At 42.5% G+C, this 25,209-nt stretch carries 25 protein-coding genes; 13 read left to right on the top strand and 12 right to left on the bottom strand.

Going from position 1 to position 25,209, the window contains the following annotated elements; translation table 11 throughout:
• Window positions 1-22: 22 nt before the first annotated feature.
• The 4 genes from EHR06_RS04700 to EHR06_RS04715 form a co-directional block, all read right to left on the bottom strand.
• On the bottom strand, window positions 23-1,561 hold the full coding sequence (locus EHR06_RS04700; protein ID WP_135755922.1) for a sodium:solute symporter family transporter: 1,539 nt from the start codon (window positions 1,559-1,561) through the stop codon (window positions 23-25).
• The gene (locus tag EHR06_RS04705; RefSeq protein WP_135755923.1) at window positions 1,561-1,869 is read right to left on the bottom strand and encodes a DUF485 domain-containing protein; all 309 of its coding nucleotides are present in this window, start codon (window positions 1,867-1,869) and stop codon (window positions 1,561-1,563) included. Before EHR06_RS04705 ends, EHR06_RS04700 begins: the two co-directional genes overlap by 1 nt.
• Before the next feature lie 66 nt (window positions 1,870-1,935).
• On the bottom strand, window positions 1,936-2,652 hold the full coding sequence (locus EHR06_RS04710; protein WP_135755924.1) for an amidohydrolase: 717 nt from the start codon (window positions 2,650-2,652) through the stop codon (window positions 1,936-1,938).
• A gap of 21 nt (window positions 2,653-2,673) precedes the next feature.
• Window positions 2,674-4,500, bottom strand: a complete 1,827-nt coding sequence (locus EHR06_RS04715; protein ID WP_135755925.1) for a hypothetical protein — start codon at window positions 4,498-4,500, stop codon at window positions 2,674-2,676.
• A gap of 113 nt (window positions 4,501-4,613) precedes the next feature.
• On the opposite strand from EHR06_RS04715, the gene EHR06_RS04720 reads away from it, so the two are divergent.
• A complete protein-coding gene (locus tag EHR06_RS04720) occupies window positions 4,614-4,976 on the top strand; it encodes an STAS domain-containing protein (RefSeq protein WP_100724141.1) in 363 nt (120 codons plus the stop codon).
• A gap of 61 nt (window positions 4,977-5,037) precedes the next feature.
• Window positions 5,038-5,781: an LA_1326/LA_4305 family lipoprotein gene (locus EHR06_RS04725; RefSeq protein ID WP_135755926.1), complete on the top strand. Its 744-nt coding sequence runs from the start codon at window positions 5,038-5,040 to the stop codon at window positions 5,779-5,781.
• Window positions 5,782-5,848: 67 nt separating this feature from the next.
• Here EHR06_RS04725 and ileS read toward each other — a convergent pair whose 3' ends face one another.
• The 6 genes from ileS to EHR06_RS04755 all read right to left on the bottom strand — a co-directional run bounded on the left by ileS (window position 5,849) and on the right by EHR06_RS04755 (window position 14,265).
• Window positions 5,849-8,587 (bottom strand): isoleucine--tRNA ligase, encoded by a 2,739-nt coding sequence (ileS, locus tag EHR06_RS04730; RefSeq protein ID WP_135755927.1) that lies wholly within the window; start codon window positions 8,585-8,587, stop codon window positions 5,849-5,851.
• A 3-nt stretch (window positions 8,588-8,590) separates the two neighbouring features.
• A complete protein-coding gene (locus tag EHR06_RS04735; RefSeq protein ID WP_135755928.1) occupies window positions 8,591-9,235 on the bottom strand; it encodes a leucine-rich repeat domain-containing protein in 645 nt (214 codons plus the stop codon).
• Entirely contained in the window at window positions 9,232-11,463 is a 2,232-nt protein-coding gene (gene purL / locus EHR06_RS04740) for a phosphoribosylformylglycinamidine synthase subunit PurL (protein ID WP_135755929.1), read from the bottom strand. Before purL ends, EHR06_RS04735 begins: the two co-directional genes overlap by 4 nt.
• Window positions 11,464-11,539: 76 nt before the next feature.
• Window positions 11,540-11,902, bottom strand: a complete 363-nt coding sequence (locus EHR06_RS04745) for an LA_3696 family protein (protein ID WP_135755930.1) — start codon at window positions 11,900-11,902, stop codon at window positions 11,540-11,542.
• 270 nt (window positions 11,903-12,172) lie between these two features.
• Complete coding sequence (locus tag EHR06_RS04750) at window positions 12,173-12,652, bottom strand: flavin reductase family protein (RefSeq protein ID WP_135755931.1); 480 nt, start codon at window positions 12,650-12,652, stop codon at window positions 12,173-12,175.
• Window positions 12,653-12,774: 122 nt separating this feature from the next.
• Window positions 12,775-14,265, bottom strand: coding sequence for an amidase (locus EHR06_RS04755; protein ID WP_208757738.1), 1,491 nt, complete (start codon window positions 14,263-14,265; stop codon window positions 12,775-12,777).
• A 206-nt stretch (window positions 14,266-14,471) separates the two neighbouring features.
• On the opposite strand from EHR06_RS04755, the gene EHR06_RS04760 reads away from it, so the two are divergent.
• Together EHR06_RS04760 and EHR06_RS04765 are read left to right on the top strand one after the other, a co-directional pair.
• Complete coding sequence (locus EHR06_RS04760) at window positions 14,472-15,440, top strand: ankyrin repeat domain-containing protein (RefSeq protein WP_135755933.1); 969 nt, start codon at window positions 14,472-14,474, stop codon at window positions 15,438-15,440.
• Window positions 15,441-15,587: 147 nt separating this feature from the next.
• A complete protein-coding gene (locus tag EHR06_RS04765; protein WP_135755934.1) occupies window positions 15,588-17,300 on the top strand; it encodes an HsdM family class I SAM-dependent methyltransferase in 1,713 nt (570 codons plus the stop codon).
• Between the two features lie 6 nt (window positions 17,301-17,306).
• On the opposite strand, the gene EHR06_RS04770 is transcribed toward EHR06_RS04765, so the two are convergent.
• Window positions 17,307-17,732, bottom strand: coding sequence for a MarR family winged helix-turn-helix transcriptional regulator (locus tag EHR06_RS04770; RefSeq protein ID WP_008594860.1), 426 nt, complete (start codon window positions 17,730-17,732; stop codon window positions 17,307-17,309).
• Between the two features lie 18 nt (window positions 17,733-17,750).
• The gene (locus EHR06_RS04775; protein ID WP_008594866.1) at window positions 17,751-18,215 is read right to left on the bottom strand and encodes a MaoC family dehydratase; all 465 of its coding nucleotides are present in this window, start codon (window positions 18,213-18,215) and stop codon (window positions 17,751-17,753) included.
• 533 nt (window positions 18,216-18,748) lie between these two features.
• Between EHR06_RS04775 and EHR06_RS04780 the strand changes: the two genes are divergently transcribed.
• From EHR06_RS04780 to nuoK, 9 genes are read left to right on the top strand one after another with little or no spacing between them, the layout of a single operon-like run.
• Window positions 18,749-19,126: an NADH-quinone oxidoreductase subunit A gene (locus EHR06_RS04780; protein WP_036089115.1), complete on the top strand. Its 378-nt coding sequence runs from the start codon at window positions 18,749-18,751 to the stop codon at window positions 19,124-19,126.
• Window positions 19,117-19,677 (top strand): NADH-quinone oxidoreductase subunit B, encoded by a 561-nt coding sequence (locus EHR06_RS04785; RefSeq protein WP_008595348.1) that lies wholly within the window; start codon window positions 19,117-19,119, stop codon window positions 19,675-19,677. The genes EHR06_RS04780 and EHR06_RS04785 overlap by 10 nt, the downstream gene beginning before the upstream one ends.
• Window positions 19,674-20,195 carry an NADH-quinone oxidoreductase subunit C gene (locus EHR06_RS04790; protein ID WP_135755935.1) on the top strand — a complete coding sequence of 174 codons (522 nt, stop codon included), beginning with the start codon at window positions 19,674-19,676 and terminating at the stop codon, window positions 20,193-20,195. Before EHR06_RS04785 ends, EHR06_RS04790 begins: the two co-directional genes overlap by 4 nt.
• A 10-nt stretch (window positions 20,196-20,205) precedes the next feature.
• On the top strand, window positions 20,206-21,420 hold the full coding sequence (locus EHR06_RS04795) for an NADH-quinone oxidoreductase subunit D (RefSeq protein WP_135680157.1): 1,215 nt from the start codon (window positions 20,206-20,208) through the stop codon (window positions 21,418-21,420).
• A complete protein-coding gene (locus tag EHR06_RS04800; RefSeq protein WP_135755936.1) occupies window positions 21,420-21,899 on the top strand; it encodes an NADH-quinone oxidoreductase subunit NuoE family protein in 480 nt (159 codons plus the stop codon). The genes EHR06_RS04795 and EHR06_RS04800 overlap by 1 nt, the downstream gene beginning before the upstream one ends.
• A gap of 11 nt (window positions 21,900-21,910) precedes the next feature.
• On the top strand, window positions 21,911-23,206 hold the full coding sequence (gene nuoF, locus EHR06_RS04805) for an NADH-quinone oxidoreductase subunit NuoF (RefSeq protein WP_135755937.1): 1,296 nt from the start codon (window positions 21,911-21,913) through the stop codon (window positions 23,204-23,206).
• A 3-nt stretch (window positions 23,207-23,209) separates the two neighbouring features.
• Window positions 23,210-24,268, top strand: coding sequence for an NADH-quinone oxidoreductase subunit NuoH (gene nuoH / locus EHR06_RS04810; RefSeq protein ID WP_135755938.1), 1,059 nt, complete (start codon window positions 23,210-23,212; stop codon window positions 24,266-24,268).
• A complete protein-coding gene (locus EHR06_RS04815; protein WP_135755939.1) occupies window positions 24,262-24,873 on the top strand; it encodes an NADH-quinone oxidoreductase subunit J family protein in 612 nt (203 codons plus the stop codon). The genes nuoH and EHR06_RS04815 overlap by 7 nt, the downstream gene beginning before the upstream one ends.
• Window positions 24,870-25,205: an NADH-quinone oxidoreductase subunit NuoK gene (gene nuoK, locus EHR06_RS04820; RefSeq protein ID WP_020768973.1), complete on the top strand. Its 336-nt coding sequence runs from the start codon at window positions 24,870-24,872 to the stop codon at window positions 25,203-25,205. The genes EHR06_RS04815 and nuoK overlap by 4 nt, the downstream gene beginning before the upstream one ends.
• Window positions 25,206-25,209 lie beyond the last annotated feature (4 nt).

Here is a 25,209-nt window from a genome sequence, read left to right on the forward strand (position 1 = left end):
GCAGCCTGGTGTTTTCTTCTTATTACTCCGCTCCAATTCCTAAATAAACCCTGACTTTTTCGGATTCAAATTTAGCAGTAGCGTTTTCATCCGGAAACAGTTTAGAAAAAATGAATGCGGAAGCAAACGCTAAACTCATGGAAACGATCGCAGGATTTTTGAGCGGGAAGATTGCCTGATCGAATTTAAAAACATCCACCCAAACGGTGGGGCTGAATATTATAAACAATGTAGCCGATACCGAGCCGATCAGAATAGAAAATACTCCGCCTACAGTGCTGAAATTTTTCCAGACAATGGATAAGAATAATGCGGGGAAATTCCCACTGGCTGCAATCGCGAATGCCAGTCCCACCATAAATGCAACGTTCTGGTCTTTGAATAGGATCCCAAGAAGAATGCTGACTATGCTGAATACAACAGTCGCCTTTTTTGCAACGGAAACTTGTTCGTTTTCGGTCGCTTTGCCTTCCGTGAATACATTGAAGTAAAGATCATGAGAAATGGTAGAAGCGGCCGCTAATGTCAAGCCGGCAACCACTGCCAAGATCGTGGCAAACGCTACCGCTGCGATAAATCCTAAGAAAGGTGTTCCTCCGAGTAACTCCGCTAAAAGCGCGGCGGCCATATTCCCGCCCTTATCTATTCCTGCGATCTGTTCTCTGCCGATCAGGACCGCAGAAGCAAAACCTACGATAGGAATGATAATATAAAAGTAACCTATGAATGTAGTTGCATAAGCCACCGATTTTCTGGCTTCCTTTGCATCGGGCACAGTATAAAATCTCATTAGAATATGAGGTAAACCTAATAAACCGAACATTAAAGCAAGTCCCAATGAAATGGAATCGATCGGACTGGAGGCGAATCCTCCAGGTTCCAAAGCAGTCCTTCCGAATTTTGTCTCTACTGCGGAAAATAAATTCTCCAAGTTAAAGCCGAACTGTGCCAGAGACAAAATTACGAGTAGGGTAACTCCGAAAAGAAGAAGGCAGGCTTTGATGATCTGGACCCAAGTAGTCGCGATCATTCCTCCGAACAAAACATACAGAAGCATGACTCCGCCCACGATCACAACTGCCAACTCATAAGGAAGACCGAACATTAAGTTGATCAATTTTCCGGAGCCTACGATCTGAGCGATAGAGTAGGTGATCGTGACTAAAATCCCACCGATAGAAGCAACGATCCGGATGGGTTTTTGTTTTAAACGAAAAGCCAATACGTCCGCAAAAGTATATTTTCCTAAATTACGCAAAGGTTCCGCTAAAAGGAACATGAGTGCAGGCCAACCCACGAGCCAGCCGACTGCATAGATGATCCCATCATAACCTTTTAAGGCAACCATACCTGAAATTCCCAAAAAGGAAGCCGCAGACATGAAATCTCCGGAAAGAGCTAAACCGTTTTGAAACCCAGTAATGGATCTGCCTGCCGCGTAAAACTCGCTGGAAGTTTTGGTCTTTTTAGCGGCCCAATAAGTAATCCCTAATGTAAGAATTACGAATATTACAAAAAAAAGAACGGAGATGAAGTTCGGCTGGCCTAAGGAGGATCCCATTATTTAGTCTCCGATTCTAATTTAGATTTTAATACTTCTACTTCTTGGTCGTAATATCGGTTTGCCCAAAAAACATACAAGAATGTGAGTAACCAAGAGAATAAGATCACGGATGCACCCGCGTACAAACCGTAGTTACCGGTTCCTAGTTTTTCAGTGACCCATTCCTTTTTTAAGGCGATGATAAGTATAAATCCGTAATAGTTCAGGAATAGGAAAAACAATAAAACGAAACTAACTGTCCATCTGGTTCGAACTAATTTTTTAAACTCGATGGATTCGATCAATTGATGAGCTTTTATCTTCATATGAAGTCCTCGGAACGGCGGAGAGAATAGTATTATATCTCCGGTTGGCAAGGATAAAAAGCTTTCTTAAAATAAACCGTTGATCCCGTTTATGTTAACGGTTTTGATGATCTCTTTTTCTTGTTCTGTCTCTGCCACTTTCCAAGTAACTCCCGTTGGAGTGGAAAGCAGACTTCTTCCTATCCTCTTTTTACCGAAAGGGATGCCATAACCGGAGCTTCGAACTAAGAACATTCCATATTGAGAGGAAAGATCGGCGTAATTTTTGAGATCTTGGGAATAGTTAATACCGTTATCCGAAACGGAATCTAAATGGAATGCCAAATTGATCCTGTCAGATTTTAATTTTTCCAGCTTAGACTTGTCTTGGATCTCTTTTCCCGCAAAGATACCGAAACGAAACCCGCCTAAGATCAGAGAGTCTTCTCCAGAGCCTGGGATTGCAGGAGAATCTTCGGAAGATAATCCTTTTACGTCGTACCAATCTACTAGTACTATATTTTGCACGATAGGAATGGAGAATCTTAATTTACCCTCGTCGTCTCTGCGGAACATTCCTCCACCGAAGATCGCACCTTTATAAACTTCCGAGATCGCGAAGATCTCATCTAAAAAAGTTTTAGCGCGAGAGGCCAATGATTCAGGAGAACCATTTCCTCCTCCCGGAAAATATAGCGGTAGAATAAGGAAATCCGATTTTTCCTTAGAAAGTTTGGTTCTTTGTTCGGGAGAAACCGGCTGGGATAGATCCTTTTGGAAAAGGGTAATTTTTACTGAGGTCACTCTTTACCTGCGACTTTGAATTTAATCGGAAAGTATGGAAGGATCCACACCGAAACTATCGTCTTCTCCGTCGCCGGACTCTGCACCAGGACTTAAAATTTCTGCTTCAGGAGCAGTAGTTGCAGCCTTGATACCGAATTCCTTTTCCATCTCTTCCGCGGAAAGTTCAGGAACTCCGCCGAAAAGATCTCCGTTTTCCAAACGTTCGGAAAACGCCAGAGCATAACAATAAGATTCCATAATACACTGCTTTATAGGTTTCTTATTCAATCTCTTTTTGGATTCCATCAGATCGAAAGTCATTAAAGTTTCCATATTGGTCACGATCTCTTTTTTGCCTTTCATATCTGCGATCAATTTGGAAAGAAGTTCCGCTCCCTTCTGAAAAAAGTCCTTAGCGGTAACTCTTACGTTACGCGACTGTTGGCTTCTTTTTGTCTCCAGGGCGGAAGTTTTTTTGGAAGCCTCGATATAATTTGCGCCGGGGTTTTTGAGATGATTTTCCAGTTCTTTATAATACTGGTCGTAGATCCTGAATTGTTCATGGATCCCTCTGGTCGTTTCATAAAGATCGATCAGTTTTTCACGGTAATCCATTTTGGATCCGCCTACGATCGTAGGTTTTAGATCTATCTTTTTGGTGGTCATTACGAAGGAATATTCCTCGTCGAACTCCCTGAAAAATAACCAGGTCAAGAAGGCCTTGTCCCCTGCCGGGATAATATCGTGTTCCCCTCTGGCATCATGACGTTTTCTTAATTGATCCAAAGATAAGGATCTCATAAGTTTTAGGCCGTATTTCAGCTCTTTGCTTAAACCTTCTTCCGGATCGATCGGTTTTTCTTCAGGAGCTTCTTCCGTATCTTCCTCTTCCGGCTGGGCCCCTCCGGAGATTTCGTCTAACTCTTCTCCCTGTTTTCTTTGGCCGAGTTTTTCCTCAGGGAGAATTCCCAGTACATTCTCCATATACGTGCTTAAAAGCGGGATGTTTTTGTCCTCACTTCTGAGAATTGCAAGATATAGCTTATCAAAAATGGTCCCGTATAGAACGTCGAATTCCTGAAGGGCTCTTTTTCTTTTGGTATTATAAACAGTAGCGGGTTTGCCTTCCAGTTTTTCCAGAGCCTGGTAGCCCAAGGTCACTGCTTTTACGTAAGAACCTTGGAATGGATACATATAATACAGTTTTTTGAATATAGAATATAGAGGTTGTCTCACTCTAGAGACCGACACTGGGAGGTCCGGAGCTGCGTTATGCCCTTCTAAAAGCTGGTTCAGCTCGGTACTATCGTAGGCTTTGTGCATTCTGCCCAGAAGCTCAATATAAAGAGGATTTTGTCCGTCCAGTTCCTTTGCGATCTTAGAAGCGTAAGCAGGGTTTCCTAATAGGTCGTTCCCTACAAAGTTCATTTCTAGAAGCGCTTTTTTTCCCGCGATATTCAGCTCGGACATAAAAGCGGGGAGAAGGTCACTGGAAGAAAATGACGTTACGCGGGAGATCCAACATTTGAATCGGACCGCCATACGATTGAAAAAATTTCCCATCTCATCTTCCAAGGCTTTACGATCCATAATTGGATTCGGCTTGGAAGCTACTTGTTTTGCGGACGATCTTCCTGATTGAGAAGATTGGTTTTGCCTTGGGTCTCTTCCCCCGGCTTGGCTTCTTGCACCTTGGCGGATCTGGGGTTGCTCTTTCTGTTTACGAAGAGCTTCTTCCCTTTTTTTATCCTTATCGGAGACTACTTTTCCGCCGGCGGACTGAAACTTGTCGAACATTTCCCGCCTGGCTTTATCATCTAGGTTATTAGCACCGATACTTTTTCTGGTTTTATCGAATTCGGACATGGACTGGATTCCTTGGAAACCGCTCTGATTGTATCTTGGCTTTCTGGCGAAATAAATCAACAAAGATACTTATTTCTTGACATACTCTGAATTCCTGGGCCTGTTATTTTCCCATGATTCTTAAAAGTCTCGCCCGAGAAAATCACCTGGTACTTTCGGTCCAGGAGGATATCTTGATGGATAATTCCCGGGACTTTTACCTGGAGTTCGAGGACAGCGTTCGGGAGGGATATCCCCCCGTGGTCAGCTTTCATTTGGGTCTCGTAAAGTTTATCGACTCTTCCGGGATAGGCATTATCATCAAAGTCAGAAATCAGATCCGGGACCATCAAGGAACTGTGAATATATTCGGGCTAAATAAGTCCCTGCATTCCGTTTTTAGGCTTTCCGGTCTAGACAGAATTGTAAATCTGTACACCATCGAAGAATTTCTGGAGAAATACCCCGACTTTCGGGAATTTCTGACAGTAGAATGAACCGGAAATTCTTCTAAAAAGTTCCAACAAATAGATGAATCAATTCGGCAAGAGTCCTGTAATGAATTTTTCACTTTTAGATTTTATGAAGGGAAAAGCTCTCCGTACTTCCCTGATCCTTTTTTTGACCTTTAGTTTCTCCGGATGTTATCCTTATTTTTTCAAGGACCGGATGTTCCGCTCCGAAGGGATGGGATTTTTCACGATCAGTGTTTCCGATCTGCCTGATTTCGATAAAACTTCCAAGAATGAAGATATTAAATTGGAACATCCTATCCAATTGGATCAGGCCAAAATTAAAGACTATTTTGGAAATTTAAGATATTCTAAACGTTCTTCCGTAGGTTATTTTTCGGATTTCGTATTCTCGGACCATGAATTGGATCTACTCGCAAGGGACCTTCCTTTTACTTTAAAAAATCTGCCGGATGACAAACTTCTTCTTATCATCTCTAAATACGATGATACACAATCGGTGATCTCCTTCGACGAGATTACAAGTTGTGTTCTTTGGGCGGCAGAAGGTAAGATCAATCTTCTATTTGGACGGGTCAAACGTGAGCTTGTGGATAGAGATGCTGCTCTGGATTTTAGCCGTTGGACCAGGATCGAAAAGATCAGACTTGCTCATGGTTTTGACGGAACTGAGATCGCAGAAGGGGAGAATGTGGACTTCGGACAGATCGACGGACTTCCATTGCGTAAATGGGTTGTGTTCGATATGAAGAACCCGAGCAAATATAAGTTCACTCCTAGAAAACAATACCAGCCTGTTAAACTTACCGACGAGAATGATAGACCTTGATCCAAGGATCAAAGTTTAGTTCCTGAATTATCTTATCCGGTTAATACGAACTAAGTAAAAAGCGGCCTTAAACGGCCGCTGCGCAGCGTTTACAAAGACCGTTATGTCTTTCCTCGGCTGGGTGTCTCCAGCAGCGAGGGCATTCTTCTTCTTTAGGTTTTACCACTCTAACTGAGAAATGTTCATCCGAATATTCAGACAATTGTTCTCTGTCTGATTTTTCAAAACCAACTTGAGAAACTGTAAAGATCAGTTCTAGAGCGTCTAGAGAGAAATCCTTTTGTAATTTATTCTCCGCTTTAGAAGAGATTTCCACAGCAGCTTCTAAAGATTTTCCTAATTTACTAGCCTGTCTTGCAAGTTCCAAGGATTTGTGGACCGTTTCTCTTGCTTTTAATGCTTCTTCGAATTTAGCTTCCAGTTCTTTGTTTCTTAAAGAAGAAAGATCCGGGAATTCTTCCGTAAATACAGATTCTTTCTTACCATTCTCTTTCCAAACTTCTTCCGTAGTGAAACTTAAGATAGGGGCGGAGTATATACAAAGAGTTTCTAGGATGATCTGGAGTGCAGTACAGGAAGATCTTCTGGTTTTAGAATCTCTTCTGTCACAGTACATTCTATCCCTGATCATTTCGAAATAATCTTGGGAAAGAGTTACTGTACAGAATAACAGAAGTTTCTGATATACTTGGTGGAACTGATAATTCTCGTAATGGTTTTTGAGTTCCTCCGAGAGCTGTGCTAGTTTAGATAGATAATATTTATCTACTTCTTCCAAATCGGAAACGCCTAGGTTTTGGTCCGAAGAATGTCCTGCCAAATTTCCTAAAAGATATCTGAATGTGTTCCGGATCTTTCTGTAATTGTCAGCGATGATCTTAAGTCCTTCTTTTCCTACTTTTACATCGTCCCTGAAATCCTGGGAGCTGACCCAAAGTCTGAGTATATCCGCTCCGTATACATTGATAATATCCGTGGTTGGATCTATCCCGTTGCCCAAAGACTTGGACATTGCTCTTCCTTGTTCGTCCAAAACATACCCATGAGTAAGAACGGACTTATAAGGAGGAATTCCTCGCAGCGCCATGGAAGGCCAGAGGCTGGATTGGAACCAACCTCTATGTTGGTCTGAACCTTCTAAATATAGATCCGCAGGAGGTTCCCCGCCTCTTTCTTTTAAAACTGCAAAGTTGGAAACTCCTGAATCGAACCAAACATCTAAAATATCTTTTCCTTTTCTAAAAGAAGAAGATCCGCATTTGGAACATTTTGTATCAGGAGGAAGAAGTGAATCCGCAGGTTCGCTGTACCAGATCTCTATTCCTTTGGCTCTTACCAGGTCGGTGAAGAACTTTACGGATTTTGCATCTAGATGAGTTTCATTACAATTTTCGCAAGTGAATGCGGGAATTGGGACTCCCCAGTTCCTTTGTCTAGAAAGACACCAGTCAGGTCTTGTTTCCACCATGGAGCGAATTCTGGTGATTCCCCAGTTAGGTATCCAGCTTACTTTGTCGATCGCCTCTAATGATTTTTCTCTGAGTTGTTGGTAATCTATTTGAAAAAACCATTGTGGGGTCGCACGGAAGATAAGAGGTTTTTTACTTCTCCAGCTATGAGGATAGCTGTGTTCGAACTCTGAATAATGAAGAAGTAAATTTTTCTCTTTGAGCAATTCTACGATCTTAGGATTTGCATCCCAGACCTTGATACCTTTCATCATCGGGAATTCGTCGGTATATCTGCCGTAATCGTCTACAGGTGAATAAGGCTCCAAACCTGCGGCCAAACCGATCTTATAGTCGTCTTGCCCGTGTCCTGGCGCAGTGTGTACAGCCCCTGTTCCAGCATCCAGAGTTACATGTTCTCCGAAAAGAGGAATCGAGTCCTGATCCAAGAATGGATGACGGAATATCATCTTAGAAAGTGTTTCTTGGGAGACTGACTCTTTCTTAGTGAGTTGTACCTCTGCGGCTTTTTCTACCGCTTCTTTTAGTCCATCCGCGAGTAGTAATTCTTCTCCATTAGGAGTTGTATAAAATGAATATGCAAATTTAGGATTAAAGCTGATTGCAAGGTTTGCGGGAAGGGTCCATGGGGTAGTCGTCCAGATCAGACAGAATTTTCCATCCTGTCCTTTGATCGGAAATTTTACATAAATGGAAGGAGATTTATGAGGGTAATATTCTATCTCCGCCTCTGCGTGAGCGGTAGCAAGTTCTATACACCAGTAAACGGGCTTTTTGCCCCGGTATACATAACCTTTTTCGAATAGATTCCCGAAAACTTCTACGATCTTTGCCTCGAAATCAGGGCTCATCGTTTTGTAGATCTTACCTTCTTCCCAAAAACATAAGAAACGAGAAAGGTCCTGTCCCTGTTTTTGAACATACTGTTCGGCGTAATCTCTACAAAGTTTTCTTAATTCTTCCGGACCGATCTCTTTCGCTTTTTTTCCCAGGTTCTTTAGGACTTGGACTTCGATAGGGAGACCGTGACAGTCCCAACCAGGGATCATATCTGTTTGGTAGCCCGCAAAAAATTTGGACTTAACGATCATATCCTTTAGGATCTTATTAAGCGCATGCCCGGTATGGAAGTTACCGTTCGCATAAGGAGGTCCGTCATGAAGAATGAACTGAGGCCTATCCTTTCTTTTTTCCCGCATTTTACGAAGGATCTTTTCGGACTGCCAGGTTTTGATCTGATCGGGCTCTCTTGTGGAAAGTCCTGCCTTCATCGGAAAATCCGTTTGAGGGAGTATTACGGTATTTGAATATGGATTCTTCTTATCTTCTTCTTTCATGGGTTAAAATTCTATCTTCACTTTAGGCAGAAGTTTTCTTGCGGATTCTATTTGAGAAGGTTTTAATCCGGTCTCTTTTAGGATCAGAAGTCTTAGCTTAGGATGGCTTGCTAAAAATCCTAAGTTTTTAGGAAAAGATGTGATCTTTCTATTTCTTGCCAGATCCAAAACTTCAAGTTTAGGAAACCCCATAACCGTATCTATATCGGATTCTTTGAATTCTATCTTATTAGAATCCAAGTAGATAGCTTCAATGGAAGTCCCTGTCAGTTCTGTAGGAATTCCAACGAAGTCATTATTTCCCGCGAAAAAAAATCTGAGTTTAGAAAGTTTGGAAACTGAAGCGGGGAGTCTTTCTATATCGTTCCCATAAATATTCAAATGTTCTAAATTACTCCAGTCTCCCGCATTTTCCGGAAGAGAAGTAAGTTCGTTCATTCTTAGATCGAGCCATTTCAGGTTCGGAAAATTGAATAGAGCAGGAGGAACTGTTCCAAGTTTGCCAAGACCCAAATCCAATTTTTCGATAGAGGCAGGGTTTTTAGAAGCTTCGCTCAGAATTTCGGAAGCAGGGCGTCTACAATCTGAAATTATAAAAGCTGCACAAAGGATTAAATAGGCGATACCGATTTTTTGGCTGGTTCTCATTTGAATATTTCCTCTAAACCGGATTCATAAACCGATTTTAGTTCGTTCGAAGCCAAGGAAATTCCGTATCCTTGTATCTCGAGTTTAGGATCTGATTCTACGGTTCCGATAGAATGGAAGTCCAAACCTTTAGAGGAAACCAGTGACTTTATACTTTCTTCTTTTCCTTTTTCGTAACCGATCAGAACGGAACCTGAACTTTCTCCGAAAAGAGTAAGGTCTTTTCTGGATTGTTTGATTACGTTTAAGTCGGCCTTGATCCCGAGTCCGGAGAGTATTGCGATTTTTGCAAGTGCTACTCCGATCCCTCCAAGTGAAAGGTCCTTCGCGAACGATAGGCTTCCGTTCTTTCTTAAAGAGACTAATACTTCTAATAAAGATTTTTCGTCTGCGAGATCGAATTTAGGGATCTGGCCTTGTACTTTACCTAAGAAAGCTTTTTGGTATTCACTTCCGCCTAAGCTTGGATTAAATTTACCGATGAGCGCGATAGAAAGTCCTGCTTTTTTAGGAGCCCCCCAGACTACTTCCTTTTGATTATCCAGAATTCCCACCATACCGATGGTTGGAGTAGGGAAGATCGGTCCCTCAGGTGATTCATTATAGAAGGAAACGTTTCCTCCGGTCACCGGAAGTCCTAAAAATCTACAAGCATCTCCCATTCCACGAACACATTCTGAAAACATATAATAGTTTTCCGGAATATAAGGATTTGCAAAGTTTAAGTTATTGGTGACACCGAGTGGCTCAGCGCCCGTAACTGCTACGTTTCTTGCAGCTTCACAGACTGCGAGTGCCGCTCCCCAATACGGATCCAAATAGGTAAATCTGGAATTACAATCAGTTGCGGTAGCCAATGCCATGTCCGTTTCAGGGATTGCGGACAATCCTCCATCGGCACCCGGTCCGATCAGTTTGACTAGACCAACTTCTGTATCATACTGCTCTATGATCGGTTTTCTGGAAGATATATTCCAAGAATTTAATAGTTTAAGTAGTTTTTTGCCTGCTTCATTCTCTTGCAGGTCTTGCGTGGAATCAGGAGTCCAGGAAGAAACTTGATCCAAATACGCAGGACGTTTTGTCTCTCTGACATATCTAGGAGCGCCTCCGCCTAAAACTAAAGTATCGGCTGGGATCTTAGCCTTCAGATTTCCGTCTTTATAAACTTCTAATAGGCCGGTATCGGTAACTTCTCCGATCTGAACTGCGTTTAAATTCCATTTTTTGAATATAGCAACCAGTTCTTCTTCTTTCCCTTTTTGTGGGATTACCAACATTCTTTCTTGGCTTTCGGAAAGCATCGCTTCATAAGCATTCATTCCGGTTTCACGGAAAGGAACCAGATCCAGATTGATCTTCATTCCGGATTTTCCTTTGGCACTCATCTCGGAAGTTGCGCAGGAAATTCCAGCGGCACCCATATCCTGGATACCGACTAAAAGTTTTTTCTGGATCGCTTCGAGTGACGCTTCCATCAGTAGTTTTTCCATGAATGGATCTCCTACTTGGACGGCGGAACGTTTGGATTCCGATTCTTTGGTTAAATCCTTGGAAGCAAAGGATGCACCGTGGATACCGTCCCTTCCGGTGGTGGAACCAACAATGAATACTGCGTTACCCACCTTTCCTCCGGTGGTTGCGCTTGCCATTTGGTCATGCCTGACGATACCGACAGTCATTGCATTCACCAAAGGGTTTTTGGAGAAACATTCGTCTATGAATAGTTCTCCTCCAGAGACTGCGATCCCTAAAGAGTTACCGTAATCTCCGATCCCTTTTACCGCTCTGGATAATAAGTATTTGTTTCTGGATTCGTCAGGGTTACCGAACCTAAGAGAGTTTAAAGATACGATGGGTCTTGCTCCCATTGTAAAAATATCCCTCATGATACCGCCGACTCCTGTGGCTGCACCTTGGTAAGGTTCCACTGCAGTAGGGTGATTATGACTTTCTATTTTGAAAACAACTGCCAGTCCTTGGCCAATGTCCATGGCTCCGGCATTCTCTTCTCCCGCTTGGGCCAAAAGTTTATCAGACTTTGTAGGAAGAGTTTTTAATTGAAGGATAGAATTTTTATAAGAGCAATGCTCCGACCACATTGCGGAGAAAATCCCGAGTTCTGTGGAGTTAGGGAGTCTGCCTAGGATTTCCTGGATTTTGCTAAATTCTTCTGAGGTAAGACCGTGTTCGAGAGCGTCTTGGAGGGAGACGGATTCTTTTTCCATTACGGGACCAGTTTTTCGGACTTGGCCCCCACTGAAAACTATTTTAGGGCAGGGATTTCACCCCGTTAGGAAAGAGTTATAAATATTTGTATATTGCCAAGTATAAAGGAATAGCCCCGAATATCGCTGCGATCATCCATCTGGTTTGGGTTTGGATGGATTCCTGTAAAGAGCCTATCTTTTCGTGGACCCTGGCAAATTCCTTATATACATCCGTGAATTGTTCTTGGATCTTTCCGAAACCTGCATGCATTTCTGCTCGCAGCTTGCCTGTCTCTTCCACGAGTCTTCTTTCGTATTTTTCCATAGATAGTTCGATCATCGTTTTATTCCCAAATTGTTGATGCTTTTGAATGAATTCCGTTAACTCTTCCGTGACTTCCTCTCCAAGAGATTCTTTTAATTTTTTGGGAGGTTTCGGGACTAATTCTAAACCCATAATCTATCTCCTTGAAGCAGTCTTTGCAACCACTTCTCTCGAAGGCAGGTCGAATTTTGTATATCCCGCGCGTATTTTTTTTGTTTTTTAGAAATTTTTAATATTCTTATTTTTATTTTGGAATCTGGAATCCACATTCCAGAAAAAAACTCATCAATTTTGATTTGTGTAAATATGATTTGTTTAGAGAGAAGTCTTTCTTGCAGAACTACATTAAATTTTTATAAATTAATAGGCGGGGAGAAGGGCAGGAATTCCCGCCCTTTTGTTTTAAATATTATAGTAATTCCTGCGGTAATATAAAAGAGGTCTTTTGGAGTCATCGGATACTGCGAATAATACTCTTCCGATCACTATTGTATGGTCTCCTCCATCCACTTGTTTTTCCAACTCACATTCTATTCTGGACAATGTGCCGTTCAAATATGGCACTCCATTATGCCCTAGGTCACAGGCCAGCTTTTGGATCAGCTCATGTTTGTCTATTTTGCCGGATGCAAATTGGTTGGAAAGTTCCTGTTGGTCGGAAGATAGAATGTTCACAGTAAAGAGACCGGAAGCAAGCAGGGGATCATGACTTGTTATATTCTTCTGAAGATTAAAAAGAACCAAAGGTGGATCCAAAGAAAGTGAGCTAAAGCTGCTAACGGTTAATCCTCCGGCTCTAGTGGTGTCTGAAAAAGTAACCACAGTTACACCGGATGCAAAATGGGAGAGTGAATTTTTGAATTCGTCCGTGCTGAAAGACATAGTTATTAGATTGTTTTTAGATCCTATTTGTAAAGTTGGAATTCTTAAAAAAAAATCGGATTTCACGACCAAAGCCGACCTCAAGTGTAATTGAATATGTCGGCGGATCGTTTTTAAACCTTTTAAGACTTCTTAATATCCGCCCAAGGTCTTTCTTTTTCCAGTTGTCCTGCTAATCGGAAAAGTACATCTTCTCTTCCCCTTTTGGAAGTGAATAACATTCCTATCGGTAGACCAAGAGTCGTTTTGGAAAGTGGAACAGACATTGAAGGCTGCCCAGTAAGATTTGCCAGCTGTGTAAAAGGAGTCCTGGAAAGATTTTTTTCTACAAGTTGGTCCACCATACCGCTGGCCAAAAGTAATTTTCCTGTTCCTATCCTGCCGATGATCTGCATTGCAATTTCTTCATATAGTTTAGGTGCAAGTTCTCCGATTTTAGCGGGAGGTTCCGCAGTGGTAGGAGTCAGATAAAGATCATAATTTTCCAAAAAGGATTCCGAGATATAGGCCGCTTCATCCCAATACCGGATTGCGGATACAAATTCTCCCGCGGATATGGATCGTCCAAGCAATCCTAAGATCCAAGTAGTGGATTCCACATCTCCCATCTTCGCTTTTCTGCCTAATACTTTGTCTAAGCGGGAGATCTCAGAAGCGACTTCTCCGAAATACATGGTTACGTATGCTTTTGCCAAACGTTTCCCATCCACCTGAGGAGAGTTCTCTTCTAGTTTATGACCCAAAGATTTTAAAAGCTTCACTGTGTCGTGTAACGCGTCTATATGATCTTGGTTAACGGGAGTTCCGATGGGAGAAGAGAATGAATATGCGATCTTTAGTTTGCCTGGAGACTTCTTCGCCTCGGAAAGATAAGAAGTTTTATTTTTCTCCATGGAGAATGCTTCTTCTATCCCGACGCCTGAGACTAGATCCAAAACTGCAGCGCTGTCCCTAACTGATTTAGTAAGAACATGATCTTGAGAAGCACCTTGCCAAACTCTTCCGTAAGGACGGACCGGAACTCTTCCTCTAGTCGGTTTTAATCCGAATAGTCCGCAATACGCTGCGGGAATTCTGATAGATCCTCCGCCATCCGAACCGGTTGCAATAGAACTCATTCCGGATGCAACTGCTGCTCCTGCTCCGCCGCTGGAACCACCTGGAGTTCTTTCCGGATCCCAAGGATTTCGAGTTGGTCCGTGAAATTTTGGCTCGGTGATTCCCATCAGAGCGAATTCGGGAACATTCGTAGTACCTATAAAAACAAATCCCGCATTTCTGAGCCTAGAAACAAACACGCTGTCATCGGATGGAATGTAATTTTTGTAAGCCTTGGAACCTGAAGTGATCTTCTGTCCCTTCACATGATGTAATAGATCTTTAATAAGAAGTGGAACTCCGTAAAAGGGTCCCTTAAGTATCTTTCCGGATCTCAATTCTTCTCTTGCTTTGTCGATCGTGTTCAAAACGACTGCGTTCAATTCCGGATTAAATCTATCTATCTTTGCTTCAGAAAAATCTAATAATTCCTTGGGTTGGATCTTCTTCTTTCGGATCAGATCGGCAAGACCGATACTATCATAAGAATCGAATGGAAATTTTGTAGTACTCATATTCTTCCGCCAGAATGGATTTAGGACTCGGTCGAAGGGCCAAATCCAGACAGAATACTGGGAACCATTTACCGAATAAAACGCTCTAAGGGAGAGAGGCATAAAGCTTCCCTCACTTGGGTCAAGGATATTCCCCGGCCAAAGGGAATTTTCATTTATAGAATCGCAGCTAAAATCAGGATAGGTAAATATCGGTGTTCGGAATCATGGATTTATTGGCAAAATACGGCAAACTTAGACGCGGGGCAGGGGCTGTGCTCGTTTTCGTCTTCAGTTTGGCGATCGAGGCCGATACCGAACTGGACAAACAGTTTTTATCCGCGGTGAAAGAAGGAGATCTTCGTAAGGTAGAGTTACTTCTGAACCAGGGCGCCACAGTGGATGCCAAGGATGATGATGGCCGCACCGCGATCATGCTCGCAGAAGGCGAGGACGTAGTTGAGTTTCTTATCAAACATGGAGCGAATATCAACGCCCAGGATGTGGATGGGAACTCGGTATTATTCTATCGTTTACTTCCTATCTTAAAAGTAAAAATTCCGGATATGGACGATCTTGCAGAGGCAAAACGTCTGATCGAATCCGGTGCATTGGTGGAATACACTGCTCGTAAGGGTGAGGACCAAAAACCGGTCTCTTTACTCAATATGGCGATCCGTAACCAAAGTCTTGTTTTAGTAAAATTTTTGATAGAGAACGGTGCTAACCCAAATCATGACCCGGGTGGGATCGAAGAATATCCGCTTTTTTTAGCAGTAGGAGGAGCTTCTTCTCCTTCTAATCTTGCCATAGCGGAATATTTACTAGCAAACGGTTCCAAAGCAGTGTTCACTAGCAGATTGAAAGATGTTCATACTGCGAGCGGAACCTACCAGATTGGCGCAAGAAATGCATTTCATTATGCTACAGAGCCCAAACAGACCGACCTAAAAATTTTAGATGTTTTAGCTAAGGCTGGGACCAATCTAAATCATAGAGATGCAGAAGGAAAAACTCCTCTCATGGAAGCCATCCTCAGAAAAAATGTTTCTGCAGCCCAGAAATTGATCCAACTCGGATCCGACCTCACACTTGCGGATAACCAAGGTAAGACGGTATTAGATCTGGCAAAAGAATATCATCTGGATGAAATAGAGCGGATTTTGGCCGAAAAACTTTCCTCCAAGACACAATAATACAAAATCTCTTTAGTATACAGTTTTTAGAGTATACCGAACTGAGATTTCGGTATACTATTCTTTTTTCTAAAAACCTCTAACAATTGTAAGGTTGTCATGTAGATCCGTCGTCATATCAACGTTATATAGGCGAAAATTTCTTTCATGATCGTTCCATGCGAAGACAAAGTTGATCCTCCCCGAGAAAGCTCGGATACAAAAACCAAAGAGAAAGCCTTAGGTCAATTCTTCACGCCCTCCGGTTTAGTAGGGCCGATGTTGGAATGGGTTTCCGAAACCAAAGCCGCATTGGAAGGAAAAAAGATCAAAGTTTTAGATCCAGGAACGGGAGAAGGAATTTTTTTCCAAGAATTCCAGGATCGTTTTCCGAAATCTGACAGCGAGTTTTACGGTTGGGAGATAGATCCTATCCTACATGAGAAGTGTATACAAAACTTGGAGAAGGCCGGGATCTCCAAAAATCGTTTTCATCTGGTATTAGGGGACTTCCTGCAAAACGAAAAGAAAGAAAACTACGATATCATACTCTGTAATCCTCCTTATCTTCGCCTGAGCCATTCCAAACATGGAAAAAAAATGATCCGTCAATTTGCGGAGGACATTAAAGAGGAAATTCCAGGGACAGCGAACTTATATGTTTTCTTTCTACTGCGTATACTAAGGCTTTTAGGACCTGGGGGAAGGGCTTCCATTCTTGTTCCTTATGAATTCTTGAATGCGGGATACGGAGTTCCGATAAAAAAAGCGATCATTCAATCCGGATATCTTCGTCGTATACTTATCTTAGATTCTTCCTGGTCCTTGTTCACTGGAGCTGTTACTTCTTCCTGTATACTGTTCCTGGAAAATTCAAGGGAGAACGAAGAAGGTTTTCTTTGGTCAAGGACCTCATCATTCATTAAAGGAGAAAGTATAGAGCTTTCCGAGATGGTCTGGAGAAAAATCCATCCTGATGCAGAAGCAAAGTGGACTAGATTATTGAGCGATGACTCGGAGCCGGTACAAAAAATAAAAAATGATGATAAAAATTCACCTAACAATAATTATGTGACTATGTCCGAAGAGAATCGTCATGGATGGGTCCCTATTAAGGAATTCGGAAGTTTTAGGAGAGGAATCGCGACAGGGGACAACGGATATTTTCTTTTATCCGAAAAAGACGCTTCGAACTTATCTATTCCTCGAAACTATCTTAGGTCTTCTATTCCGAAAGCTCAGTATGCTCTTTCTCCATTTTTTACCGGAGATGATTGGAACACTTTGAAATCTCAGGGAGCCAAGGTCTGGCTCTTAGATGCAAAAGAAGTTCCGAACACTAATGAACAAGAAGGTATCAACAAATATCTGGAAGAAGGAATAAAACGAGGTGTACCTAAACGCTTTCTTCCTTCTAAAAGAAAACCTTGGCATTCTCAGGAAAACAGAGGACCTTGCAGGATCTTAGCTACTTCTTTTCATAGAGCAGAAGTAAGATTCGTATTCAATCAAAGTCCTGCGGTCCATCTCACATGCTTTCATGGATTTTCCGCGAAACCCGAATATGCTCATTTCGAAGAATATTTATTTGCCTATCTGATCACTCCTCATGTCCGCAAAGAGTTGGAATCTAGAACTAGAGAATACGCTCAAGGGCTGCGAAAAGTAGAACCTGGAGATCTGAATTCTCTTCTTGTACCTGATTTTAGAAAATTAAAAGAAGCGGAGAAGGAGAAGATCGGAAAATTACTCCATAATTATAGGAATATGATCCGCCCTTGGACTCCAGGCCGAAGACAAAAAGGGGAAAAAGGCATCCGAAACCCGGAAGAAGAAGCAATACTCAAAAGTATTGAGACTGAATTCTTAACCGGGTTATAAGAGAAACTACTTTAGATTTTTATAAAGTTTATCTAAAAGCCGGACTAGGTCCTTCTTTTCCGGCTCGGTAAAACCTTTATAAAGACCCGCAAGCAATGATCTGGAGATCCCAAGCATCACAGGTCGGATAGAATATGCCTTGCGTGTAAGTTGTAGATTGACCACCCTTTGGTCCTGGGTGTCTCTCACTCTTTCCACATAACCTAGATCTTGCAGTTTATCCACAAGTGCAGTCAGAGTCGACTTGTCTCTGTCTATCATCCTGGCAATATCCTGCATCGGAACTCTTTTTGACATTGCAAGAGCGAATAGAATATCCGCATGGGTAGTGGTTAGCTGGCCCAGGCCCTTGTCCTTCAGTTCCGAATTCAGACGTCTGTGGAATTCGTCCCTGATCCTAGAAATCAGATAAATGATCGTGCGAGGATTCATTTTAGAATGCCTTGCCTATCAGGCGAATTGGTAGAGATAGATCACTTCGCCGATAGCAGCAGGTTTTGCGGCGCCTTCTACTTCGAAACTAAGCTTTAAAGTCATTCTTGCGGTCCCTCTTAGGTCCTTTAATTCCACAAGTTCCGCTCTGAGTTTGAGTTTGGAACCCACCTTAACGGGATCTAAAAAACGGAGTTTTTCCATTCCATAGTTGATCCCCATTTTGATATTTCTCAATTCTAGGATCTGGCTTAAAAGATAAGGAGCCATAGAAAGTGTAAGATAACCGTGAGCGATCGTAGTTCCGAAAGGGGATTCTTTTGCGGCCCTTGCCGGATCGGTGTGGATCCATTGGTGGTCCAAAGTTGCGTTTGCGAATGTATCGATTTGTGCCTGGGTGATTTCGTGAGCGTCGGATACGCCTAGTTCTTTTCCTTCGTATGCCTGTAGTTCTGCGAAGCTGGATAGTACGAGTTTAGCCATTTGATTTTGTCCCTATCAATTCTGGATCTATATGTCCAATATCCTAAGCCCGTAAATAGTTTTGTCACCAACTTTTTAGGTAAAACCAGAACGACTGTTCTGTTCGTTACCCAAAGTTTTCACGCAGAGAAGAAGAGGAAAAAGAGTCGCAGAGAGGAATTGGCACGCAGAGGCGCAAAGACGCAGAGTTTTGTATAGGGTTACTTTAATAATATTTTTCCGTGACCCTTGTGTTCTCTCCGCGGCTTCGCGTCTCTGCGTGAGAAAAAACTGCGCCTCTCTTACCTGATCCTTACTTTAGAAAAATTTAAAGTTCTTTACAGAGGATTAGAACAGTCGTTCTGTTTTTTTCGAAAAAACTCTGCGCGACCTCTGCGGCTCTGACAAGCGTATTGAAAGACGTTCTCATTTCGAAAAAAGGAAAATTGTAAAATTCGAAAATGATAGAATCCGGTCTTCCGACCTCTTGCAAAGGCCCCTTTCGGGATTTTAGATTGACATAGGTGGGTAATCGAGTTTGATAGAAGTTAGATATGGGAAGTTCGCCGGACCATCTAGGCCCCCTGCTGATTCAATTCCTCTTGGGAGTAGGATTCTCCGCTCTCATACTCGGACTCGCGTTCCTTCTAAACCCCAAAAAAAAATCCAAACCTCATGATACTTTTGAGTGCGGAGTACCTTATTACGGGGATGCAAAGGGATTGTTTAATATCAAGTTCTACTTGGTCGCAGTTCTTTTTATACTTTTCGATATAGAAGCGATCTTCCTTTTCCCTTACGCCGTGAATTTAAAATCATTCAAAGAGGCGGGACTCGGGAATTTTCTCTTGATAGAGATGTTTGTTTTTATTTTCACCCTCGTGGTTGGACTGTATTATATTCGGAAGAAGGGGGCCTTAGAATGGGATTAAACGAACAACTCGCTCAACCCGGATCGTCTTACGGAGATTCTTTTCAGATTGCGACTGTAGACTCGGTCATCAATTGGGGAAGAAGTTACTCCTTATGGCCTTATCCATTCGCGACTGCGTGTTGCGGGATAGAATACATGAGTACTTCCTGTGCGGATTATGATATCGCCAGGTTCGGGGCGGAAAGACCTTCTTTCTCCCCTAGACAAGCAGACATGATCTTAGTTTTAGGGACCATCACTTATAAAATGGCTCCGGTGCTTCGTGAAATTTACGACCAATTAGCCGAACCAAAATTTGTGATCAGTTACGGGGCCTGTGCTTCTTCCGGTGGAATGTTCCATGCTTACTCTGTTTTACAGGGAATCGACAGGATACTTCCTGTGGATCTGTATGTTCCAGGTTGTCCTCCACGACCGGAAGCACTTTTAGACGCCGTAATCAAACTTCAGGAAAAAGTAAAAACCCAAGGGTTAGAAGCCAGAAGACAGGAAGTAATGGATAAGATCCGGGAAATGAACGAAAGAAACAAACCCCTGGTCGTCCAATGAAAGAAACAATCCAGAGTTTCCTAAAAGACAAATTCCCTCATTTTATTTCCAAGGAAGAAGAAATACTCACAAATCTTCCTACATTCTTCTTAAAGCCGGAAGGTATCGTTCCTGTTCTTTTCGCTTTAAAAACGGCGCCAGGGATTGAACTGAATTATTTAAACGATCTGACTGCAATCGATTGGTTGGGCAAAAAAACCCCAAGATTCGAAGTCTGTTACCTTCTCCGCTCCGGAAATAAATCCTCTACAAAAGTACAATTCCGCGTCGCATTAGAAGAAGATGAACAAGTTCCGAGTATCATCAGCATCTTCAAAGGTGCGAACTGGCCGGAGAGAGAAGTTTACGATCTATTCGGTATCCGTTTTGCAGGACATCCTAGAATGGATCGTCTCATCATGCCTGATAATTTCCAAGGTCATCCATTAAGAAAAGATTATCCTCTCGAAGGTTTCGGTCAGGATTATCTGGTAGAAGACCTTCTTACCATTCACTTAAAAGAAGATATGGAGGCTTAAGATGACAGCGATGTACGAAAAAACCGCGGAACATTTCAGCCTCAAACAGAAAAAACTCCCAGAGGGACATCTACTTGTGAACCTGGGTCCTTCTCACCCTTCTACTCATGGGATCTTACAGAATGTGATCCAGCTAGATGGAGAAAGAGTTGTGGATGCGGAATCCGTGATCGGATATGTGCATCGCAGTTTCGAAAAATTAGGAGAACGTTATACTTATAATCAGTTCTTAGTTTGTACTGACAGAATGAACTACGTATCCACTCCTTTGAATAATATCGGATGGATACTTGCTGTAGAAAAAATGCTCCAGATAGAAGTTCCGGATAAGGTGACTTACGTTCGTATGATCGTCTCCGAACTTTCTCGTGTGATGGACCATATCATTTGCAACGGTATTTTGGGTGTGGACCTTGGCGCATTCTCCGGAATGTTGCACTTATTCCATCATAGAGAGAATATCTATCAAGTTCTGGAAAAACTCACCGGTGCAAGACTTACTACTACGTTCTGTAGAGTGGGCGGACTCGAAAAAGATATTTATCCTGAATTCGAAAAGGATGTGAAGACAATCATCAAGGGTCTTCGTCCTGCGATAGAAGAGTTCCAGTCATTACTCGTAAATAATAGAATTTTTATGGATAGAACGGAAGGTGTGGGAGGTATCTCTGCGGAAGATGCTATCTCTTACGGTTATTCCGGTCCTAACTTGAGAGCTGCGGGAGTTCCTTGGGATATTCGTAAGGACGATCCTTATATGTTCTATGATAAGGTGGACTTCGATATTCCTGTGGGAGAGGACGGTTCCGTTCTTCACAGGACTTTGGTTCGTATGGAAGAGATGAGACAATCTCTTAGAATAGTAGAGCAGCTCATCAATGGTCTTCCGACAGGTGCTCACCACGCGGATATGCCTCATATTTATCTTCCTGATAAGAGCAAGGTTTATAAGAATATGGAAGAGTTGATCTACCATTTCAAATTGATCATGCACGGTATCAAAGTTCCTAAGGGAGAATATTATATGGCAACCGAGGCAGCTAACGGCGAGCTCGGATTTTATATCGTTTCCGAAGGGGAGAAGTCTCCCTGGAGAGTGCATGTTCGCAGGCCATGTTTCTGGTTTTATCAGTCTTTTCCTGAATTAGTGAAGGGTTCACTTCTTGCGGATACGGTCGCTACTATGAGTTCTATGAATGTGATCGCAGGGGAGTTGGACTGCTGATGAGTTATCAATTTTCCTCCCAATCGGTTGCAAGACTAGACAAACTACTGGAGATGTTCCCTGATAAAAGAAGTGTGATCCTTCCAGGGTTGTACCTCCTACAAAAGGAACAAGGGTATGTAGACAGAGAAGGAATGGAAGCTCTTGCGGACAAGATAGGTTCTCCCATTTCTCTCGCTCAAGTATACGGGGTTGCTACCTTTTATACCTTATACAATAAAAAGCCCGTAGGTAAGTATCATATCCAGATTTGCGGAACTTCTTCTTGTTATATGAGAGGGAATGATAAACTCGAAAAACATATTTGCTCTCGTTTAGGAATTGAAATAGGAGAAACCACTCCCGACAAAAAATTCACTTTGGAAGAAGTGGAATGTTTGGGTGCCTGCGGATACGCTCCAATGGTACAGATCAACGATGCATATTATGAAAATCTAACGTTCGAAAAAATGGATGAGATCCTGAAGGATTTGACCTAAGGGGAAACGTTATGGCAGAAATGAAAATCCTCACTAAATTTATAGATGATCCCCGTTCCAATGAATTGGAATTTTATGAATCGGTTCACGGCTATGACGGGATGAAAAAGGCTCTGTCGATCGCGCCGGAAGAAATTATAGAGATCGTCAAAAAATCAGGTTTGAGGGGAAGAGGGGGAGCAGGTTTCCCTACGGGACTCAAATGGTCCTTTATTCCTAAAGATATCCCGAAACCTAAATATCTTATCTGCAATGCGGATGAGGGAGAACCTGGAACATTCAAAGATCGTAAACTGATTGAGAACCTTCCCCACCAAATCATCGAGGGAATGGTGATCGGAGCTAAGGCGATCGGTGCAAACAAAGGATTTTTTTATATCCGCGGAGAGTTCAATAAAGGGATCGACTCCATGCAGAAGGCAATCGACGAGGCCTATGCAAAAGGATATCTGGGGAAAAATATCCTAGGCAGTGGTTTTGATTTTGATCTGGTATTATATGCTGGGGCAGGCGCTTATATCTGCGGAGAAGAGACTGCGCTCATCAATTCTTTGGAAGGTCGCAGGGGCCATCCAAGATTAAAACCTCCATTTCCTGCGGTTTCCGGTTTATATCGTTGTCCTACAGTGGTGAATAACGTGGAAACCTTCTCCACTGTTCCTCATATTTTGGATAAGGGCGCTGACTGGTATTCTAAGATAGGTACTGAAAAATCCCCAGGCACTCGTTTATTCTCGGTATCGGGTCATGTGAAAAAACCTGGAGTGTACGAGATTGAACTCGGAACTCCTTTATTAGAATTAGTGAATGATCTTTGCGGCGGAATGCTGGATGATGTTCCGTTAAAAGCGGTGATCCCAGGCGGTTCTTCCGTTCCTATCTTAACTGCAGAAGAATGTAAAACTGCAAATATGGATTTTGAATCCATGGCGGCTCATAAAACAATGCTTGGTTCCGGTGCGGTAATCGTGATCGGAGAAGGTACCGACCTGGTCGAGACAACATATAGATTTGCAAGATTCTACGCTCATGAATCCTGCGGGCAATGTACTCCTTGTAGAGAAGGTACTCATTGGGTGAGGGATCTACTACATAAGATCAGAGAAGGAGAAGGAACAAGTGCGGACTTGGATCTGATCCTTTCTTTAGCCAGAAATATGGAAGGTGGAACTACCATCTGTCCTCTTTCCGACGCATGCGTGGGAGCAGTCAGACCTACTATCTTAAAATTCAAACATGAATTCGAAGCCAGATTAAAAGACAAAGCAGGCAAAGAAGAACAAATTCCTGCTCAGACGGGAGTCTGAACCATGGATTGGAATATAGTTCTACTCTGGTTATTAAAAAGTGCGCTTTTTTTTCTAGTGTTCATCACCGCTTGTGCGTATTATACATTAGCAGAACGTAAAGTAGCAGGATTTATCCAGGACAGAAAAGGTCCAAACCGCGCGGGCCCTCTCGGTTTATTACAACCTTTGGCCGACGGGATCAAGTTCTTAACTAAGGAAGAGATCTTTCCTAAAAATGTGAATAGGGTCATGTATTTGATCGCACCTGCGATCTCCATGACCTGCGCGATCATGGCTTGGGCTGTGGTTCCTTTGGGCGGGACCGTGATCTTGCCTGAATTTTTGGCGAGAGAAGTAGGATTTACTTCTTTAGATCTGCAAATCGCGAATCCTGATACCGGGATCTTGTTCTTATTTGCGATCTCCAGTCTTTCCGTTTACGGGATTATCTTAGCGGGTTGGTCCAGTAATAATAAATATTCTTTGATCGGTGGGATCCGTGCTACCGCTCAGATGATCAGTTACGAATTGCCTCTGGGTTTGTCTGTTGCGGCTATCGTGATCTTGACCGGATCTTTAAAACTCACGGACATCAATGATGCTCAGATCGGTCTTTGGAATATTTTTAAACTTCCAGGCTTTATTGCATTTTCAGTTTTCGTGGTGGCTATGTTTGCGGAAACAAACAGGCTTCCTTTCGATTTAGCGGAAGCGGAATCCGAATTAGTAGTTGGATTTCATACAGAGTATGGTGCATTCAAATTCGCGTTATTCTTCATTGCGGAATATATGAATATGATCACCATGAGTTGTGTGGTTACCATTTTATTCTTTGGTGGATACCATCTTCCTTTTGGTTGGTTAAGCGGTTCGGTTTGGCAGGCCTGGGCGGGACTCGGTTTCTTTACTCTTAAGGTCTTATTCTTCGCATTTTTATTCATGTGGGTGAGATGGACCCTGCCTAGATTCAGATACGATCAGTTGATGACTATCGGCTGGAAAAAAATGATCCCTTGGGCGGTAGCGAATATAATAGTCGCAAGCGTTTACGTTAGTTTGGACGGTTTCTGGAAATGGTAGGAATATTCGATAATCCTCAGCTTCTGCTCTTTTTTATATTCAGCGGAGTATTGGTTGCCGGAGCATTGGGAGTTGTTTTTCATCCGAATCCTATCAGTTCTGCGGTTTTACTCGTGCTTTCCTTTTTTGCGTTAGCCGGAATTTATGCGGTTATCGGTTCCGTTTTCGTGGCAACCATGCAGGTTTTGGTCTATGCGGGTGCCATCATGGTGCTTGTGGTTTTTGTTCTGATGCTTCTATCTTTGCACGATGAAGGGATCGCAAAACTTTGGGATCATCCGCTTAAAAAAGTTTTGGTCCTTTCTGTTGTGGCATTGCTCGCTATTGTGCTAATCACTTCCGTTAGAGAAGGAATTCCGAATACGGAAGCTTCTCCTAAAGGATATTCTGATTCCGGTTCTTACGAGTATACATTATCCAAATCGGAAGAAGGTAAGGCAGGAGTGATCGCAGAAGGGAACACCGCAGCGGTAGGAAGTTCCATGTTTTTGGATTATCTTCTTCCTTTCGAAATAGTTTCCATATTACTTTTAGCAGCCGTACTTGGCGCAGTTATATTAGGAAAAAAGAATTTAGGTAAAAAAACAGAAGAAGGGGAGCCATGAATCCGGGAATTCTGAAACCAACTCTTGCGGGAATTCCCGTAGAATATCTGCTGATCCTTGCCTGTATTATTTTTTCCATCGGTGTAGCCGGTGTTTTGTTCAGAAGAAGTGCGGTAGTCATCTTCATGAGTATAGAACTCATGTTGAACTCGGTAAATTTGGTATTTGTCGTTTTTTCAAAATCACTTCATCAGGTACAGGGAGAAGTGGTCGTATTTTTCGTGATGGCAATCGCGGCAGTAGAGGCGGCGATCGGTCTCGCCCTGGTGGTTGCAATTCACAGAAAGAAAAAGACAAGTTTCGTAGACGAAATGAATTTAATGAAATGGTAATGCG

This window comes from Leptospira dzoumogneensis, from assembly GCF_004770895.1.
Classification (GTDB): Bacteria; Spirochaetota; Leptospiria; order Leptospirales; family Leptospiraceae; genus Leptospira_B; species Leptospira_B dzoumogneensis.

Bases quoted from the DNA above. Each gene is read 5' to 3' on its own strand.
- EHR06_RS04780 (WP_036089115.1), top strand. From the start codon at position 18,749: ATGGGAAGTTCGCCGGACCATCTAGGCCCCCTGCTGATTCAATTCCTC.
- EHR06_RS04705 (WP_135755923.1), bottom strand. From the start codon at position 1,869: ATGAAGATAAAAGCTCATCAATTGATCGAATCCATCGAGTTTAAAAAA.
- ileS (WP_135755927.1), bottom strand. From the start codon at position 8,587: ATGAAAGAAGAAGATAAGAAGAATCCATATTCAAATACCGTAATACTC.
- EHR06_RS04790 (WP_135755935.1), top strand. From the start codon at position 19,674: ATGAAAGAAACAATCCAGAGTTTCCTAAAAGACAAATTCCCTCATTTT.
- nuoH (WP_135755938.1), top strand. From the start codon at position 23,210: ATGGATTGGAATATAGTTCTACTCTGGTTATTAAAAAGTGCGCTTTTT.
- EHR06_RS04755 (WP_208757738.1), bottom strand. From the start codon at position 14,265: ATGAGTACTACAAAATTTCCATTCGATTCTTATGATAGTATCGGTCTT.
- EHR06_RS04795 (WP_135680157.1), top strand. From the start codon at position 20,206: ATGTACGAAAAAACCGCGGAACATTTCAGCCTCAAACAGAAAAAACTC.
- nuoF (WP_135755937.1), top strand. From the start codon at position 21,911: ATGGCAGAAATGAAAATCCTCACTAAATTTATAGATGATCCCCGTTCC.
- EHR06_RS04775 (WP_008594866.1), bottom strand. From the start codon at position 18,215: ATGGCTAAACTCGTACTATCCAGCTTCGCAGAACTACAGGCATACGAA.
- EHR06_RS04720 (WP_100724141.1), top strand. From the start codon at position 4,614: ATGATTCTTAAAAGTCTCGCCCGAGAAAATCACCTGGTACTTTCGGTC.
- EHR06_RS04800 (WP_135755936.1), top strand. From the start codon at position 21,420: ATGAGTTATCAATTTTCCTCCCAATCGGTTGCAAGACTAGACAAACTA.
- EHR06_RS04785 (WP_008595348.1), top strand. From the start codon at position 19,117: ATGGGATTAAACGAACAACTCGCTCAACCCGGATCGTCTTACGGAGAT.
- EHR06_RS04770 (WP_008594860.1), bottom strand. From the start codon at position 17,732: ATGAATCCTCGCACGATCATTTATCTGATTTCTAGGATCAGGGACGAA.
- EHR06_RS04750 (WP_135755931.1), bottom strand. From the start codon at position 12,652: ATGTCTTTCAGCACGGACGAATTCAAAAATTCACTCTCCCATTTTGCA.
- EHR06_RS04725 (WP_135755926.1), top strand. From the start codon at position 5,038: ATGAATTTTTCACTTTTAGATTTTATGAAGGGAAAAGCTCTCCGTACT.
- EHR06_RS04745 (WP_135755930.1), bottom strand. From the start codon at position 11,902: ATGGGTTTAGAATTAGTCCCGAAACCTCCCAAAAAATTAAAAGAATCT.
- EHR06_RS04700 (WP_135755922.1), bottom strand. From the start codon at position 1,561: ATGGGATCCTCCTTAGGCCAGCCGAACTTCATCTCCGTTCTTTTTTTT.
- nuoK (WP_020768973.1), top strand. From the start codon at position 24,870: ATGAATCCGGGAATTCTGAAACCAACTCTTGCGGGAATTCCCGTAGAA.
- EHR06_RS04735 (WP_135755928.1), bottom strand. From the start codon at position 9,235: ATGAGAACCAGCCAAAAAATCGGTATCGCCTATTTAATCCTTTGTGCA.
- EHR06_RS04765 (WP_135755934.1), top strand. From the start codon at position 15,588: ATGATCGTTCCATGCGAAGACAAAGTTGATCCTCCCCGAGAAAGCTCG.
- EHR06_RS04815 (WP_135755939.1), top strand. From the start codon at position 24,262: ATGGTAGGAATATTCGATAATCCTCAGCTTCTGCTCTTTTTTATATTC.
- purL (WP_135755929.1), bottom strand. From the start codon at position 11,463: ATGGAAAAAGAATCCGTCTCCCTCCAAGACGCTCTCGAACACGGTCTT.
- EHR06_RS04715 (WP_135755925.1), bottom strand. From the start codon at position 4,500: ATGTCCGAATTCGATAAAACCAGAAAAAGTATCGGTGCTAATAACCTA.
- EHR06_RS04760 (WP_135755933.1), top strand. From the start codon at position 14,472: ATGGATTTATTGGCAAAATACGGCAAACTTAGACGCGGGGCAGGGGCT.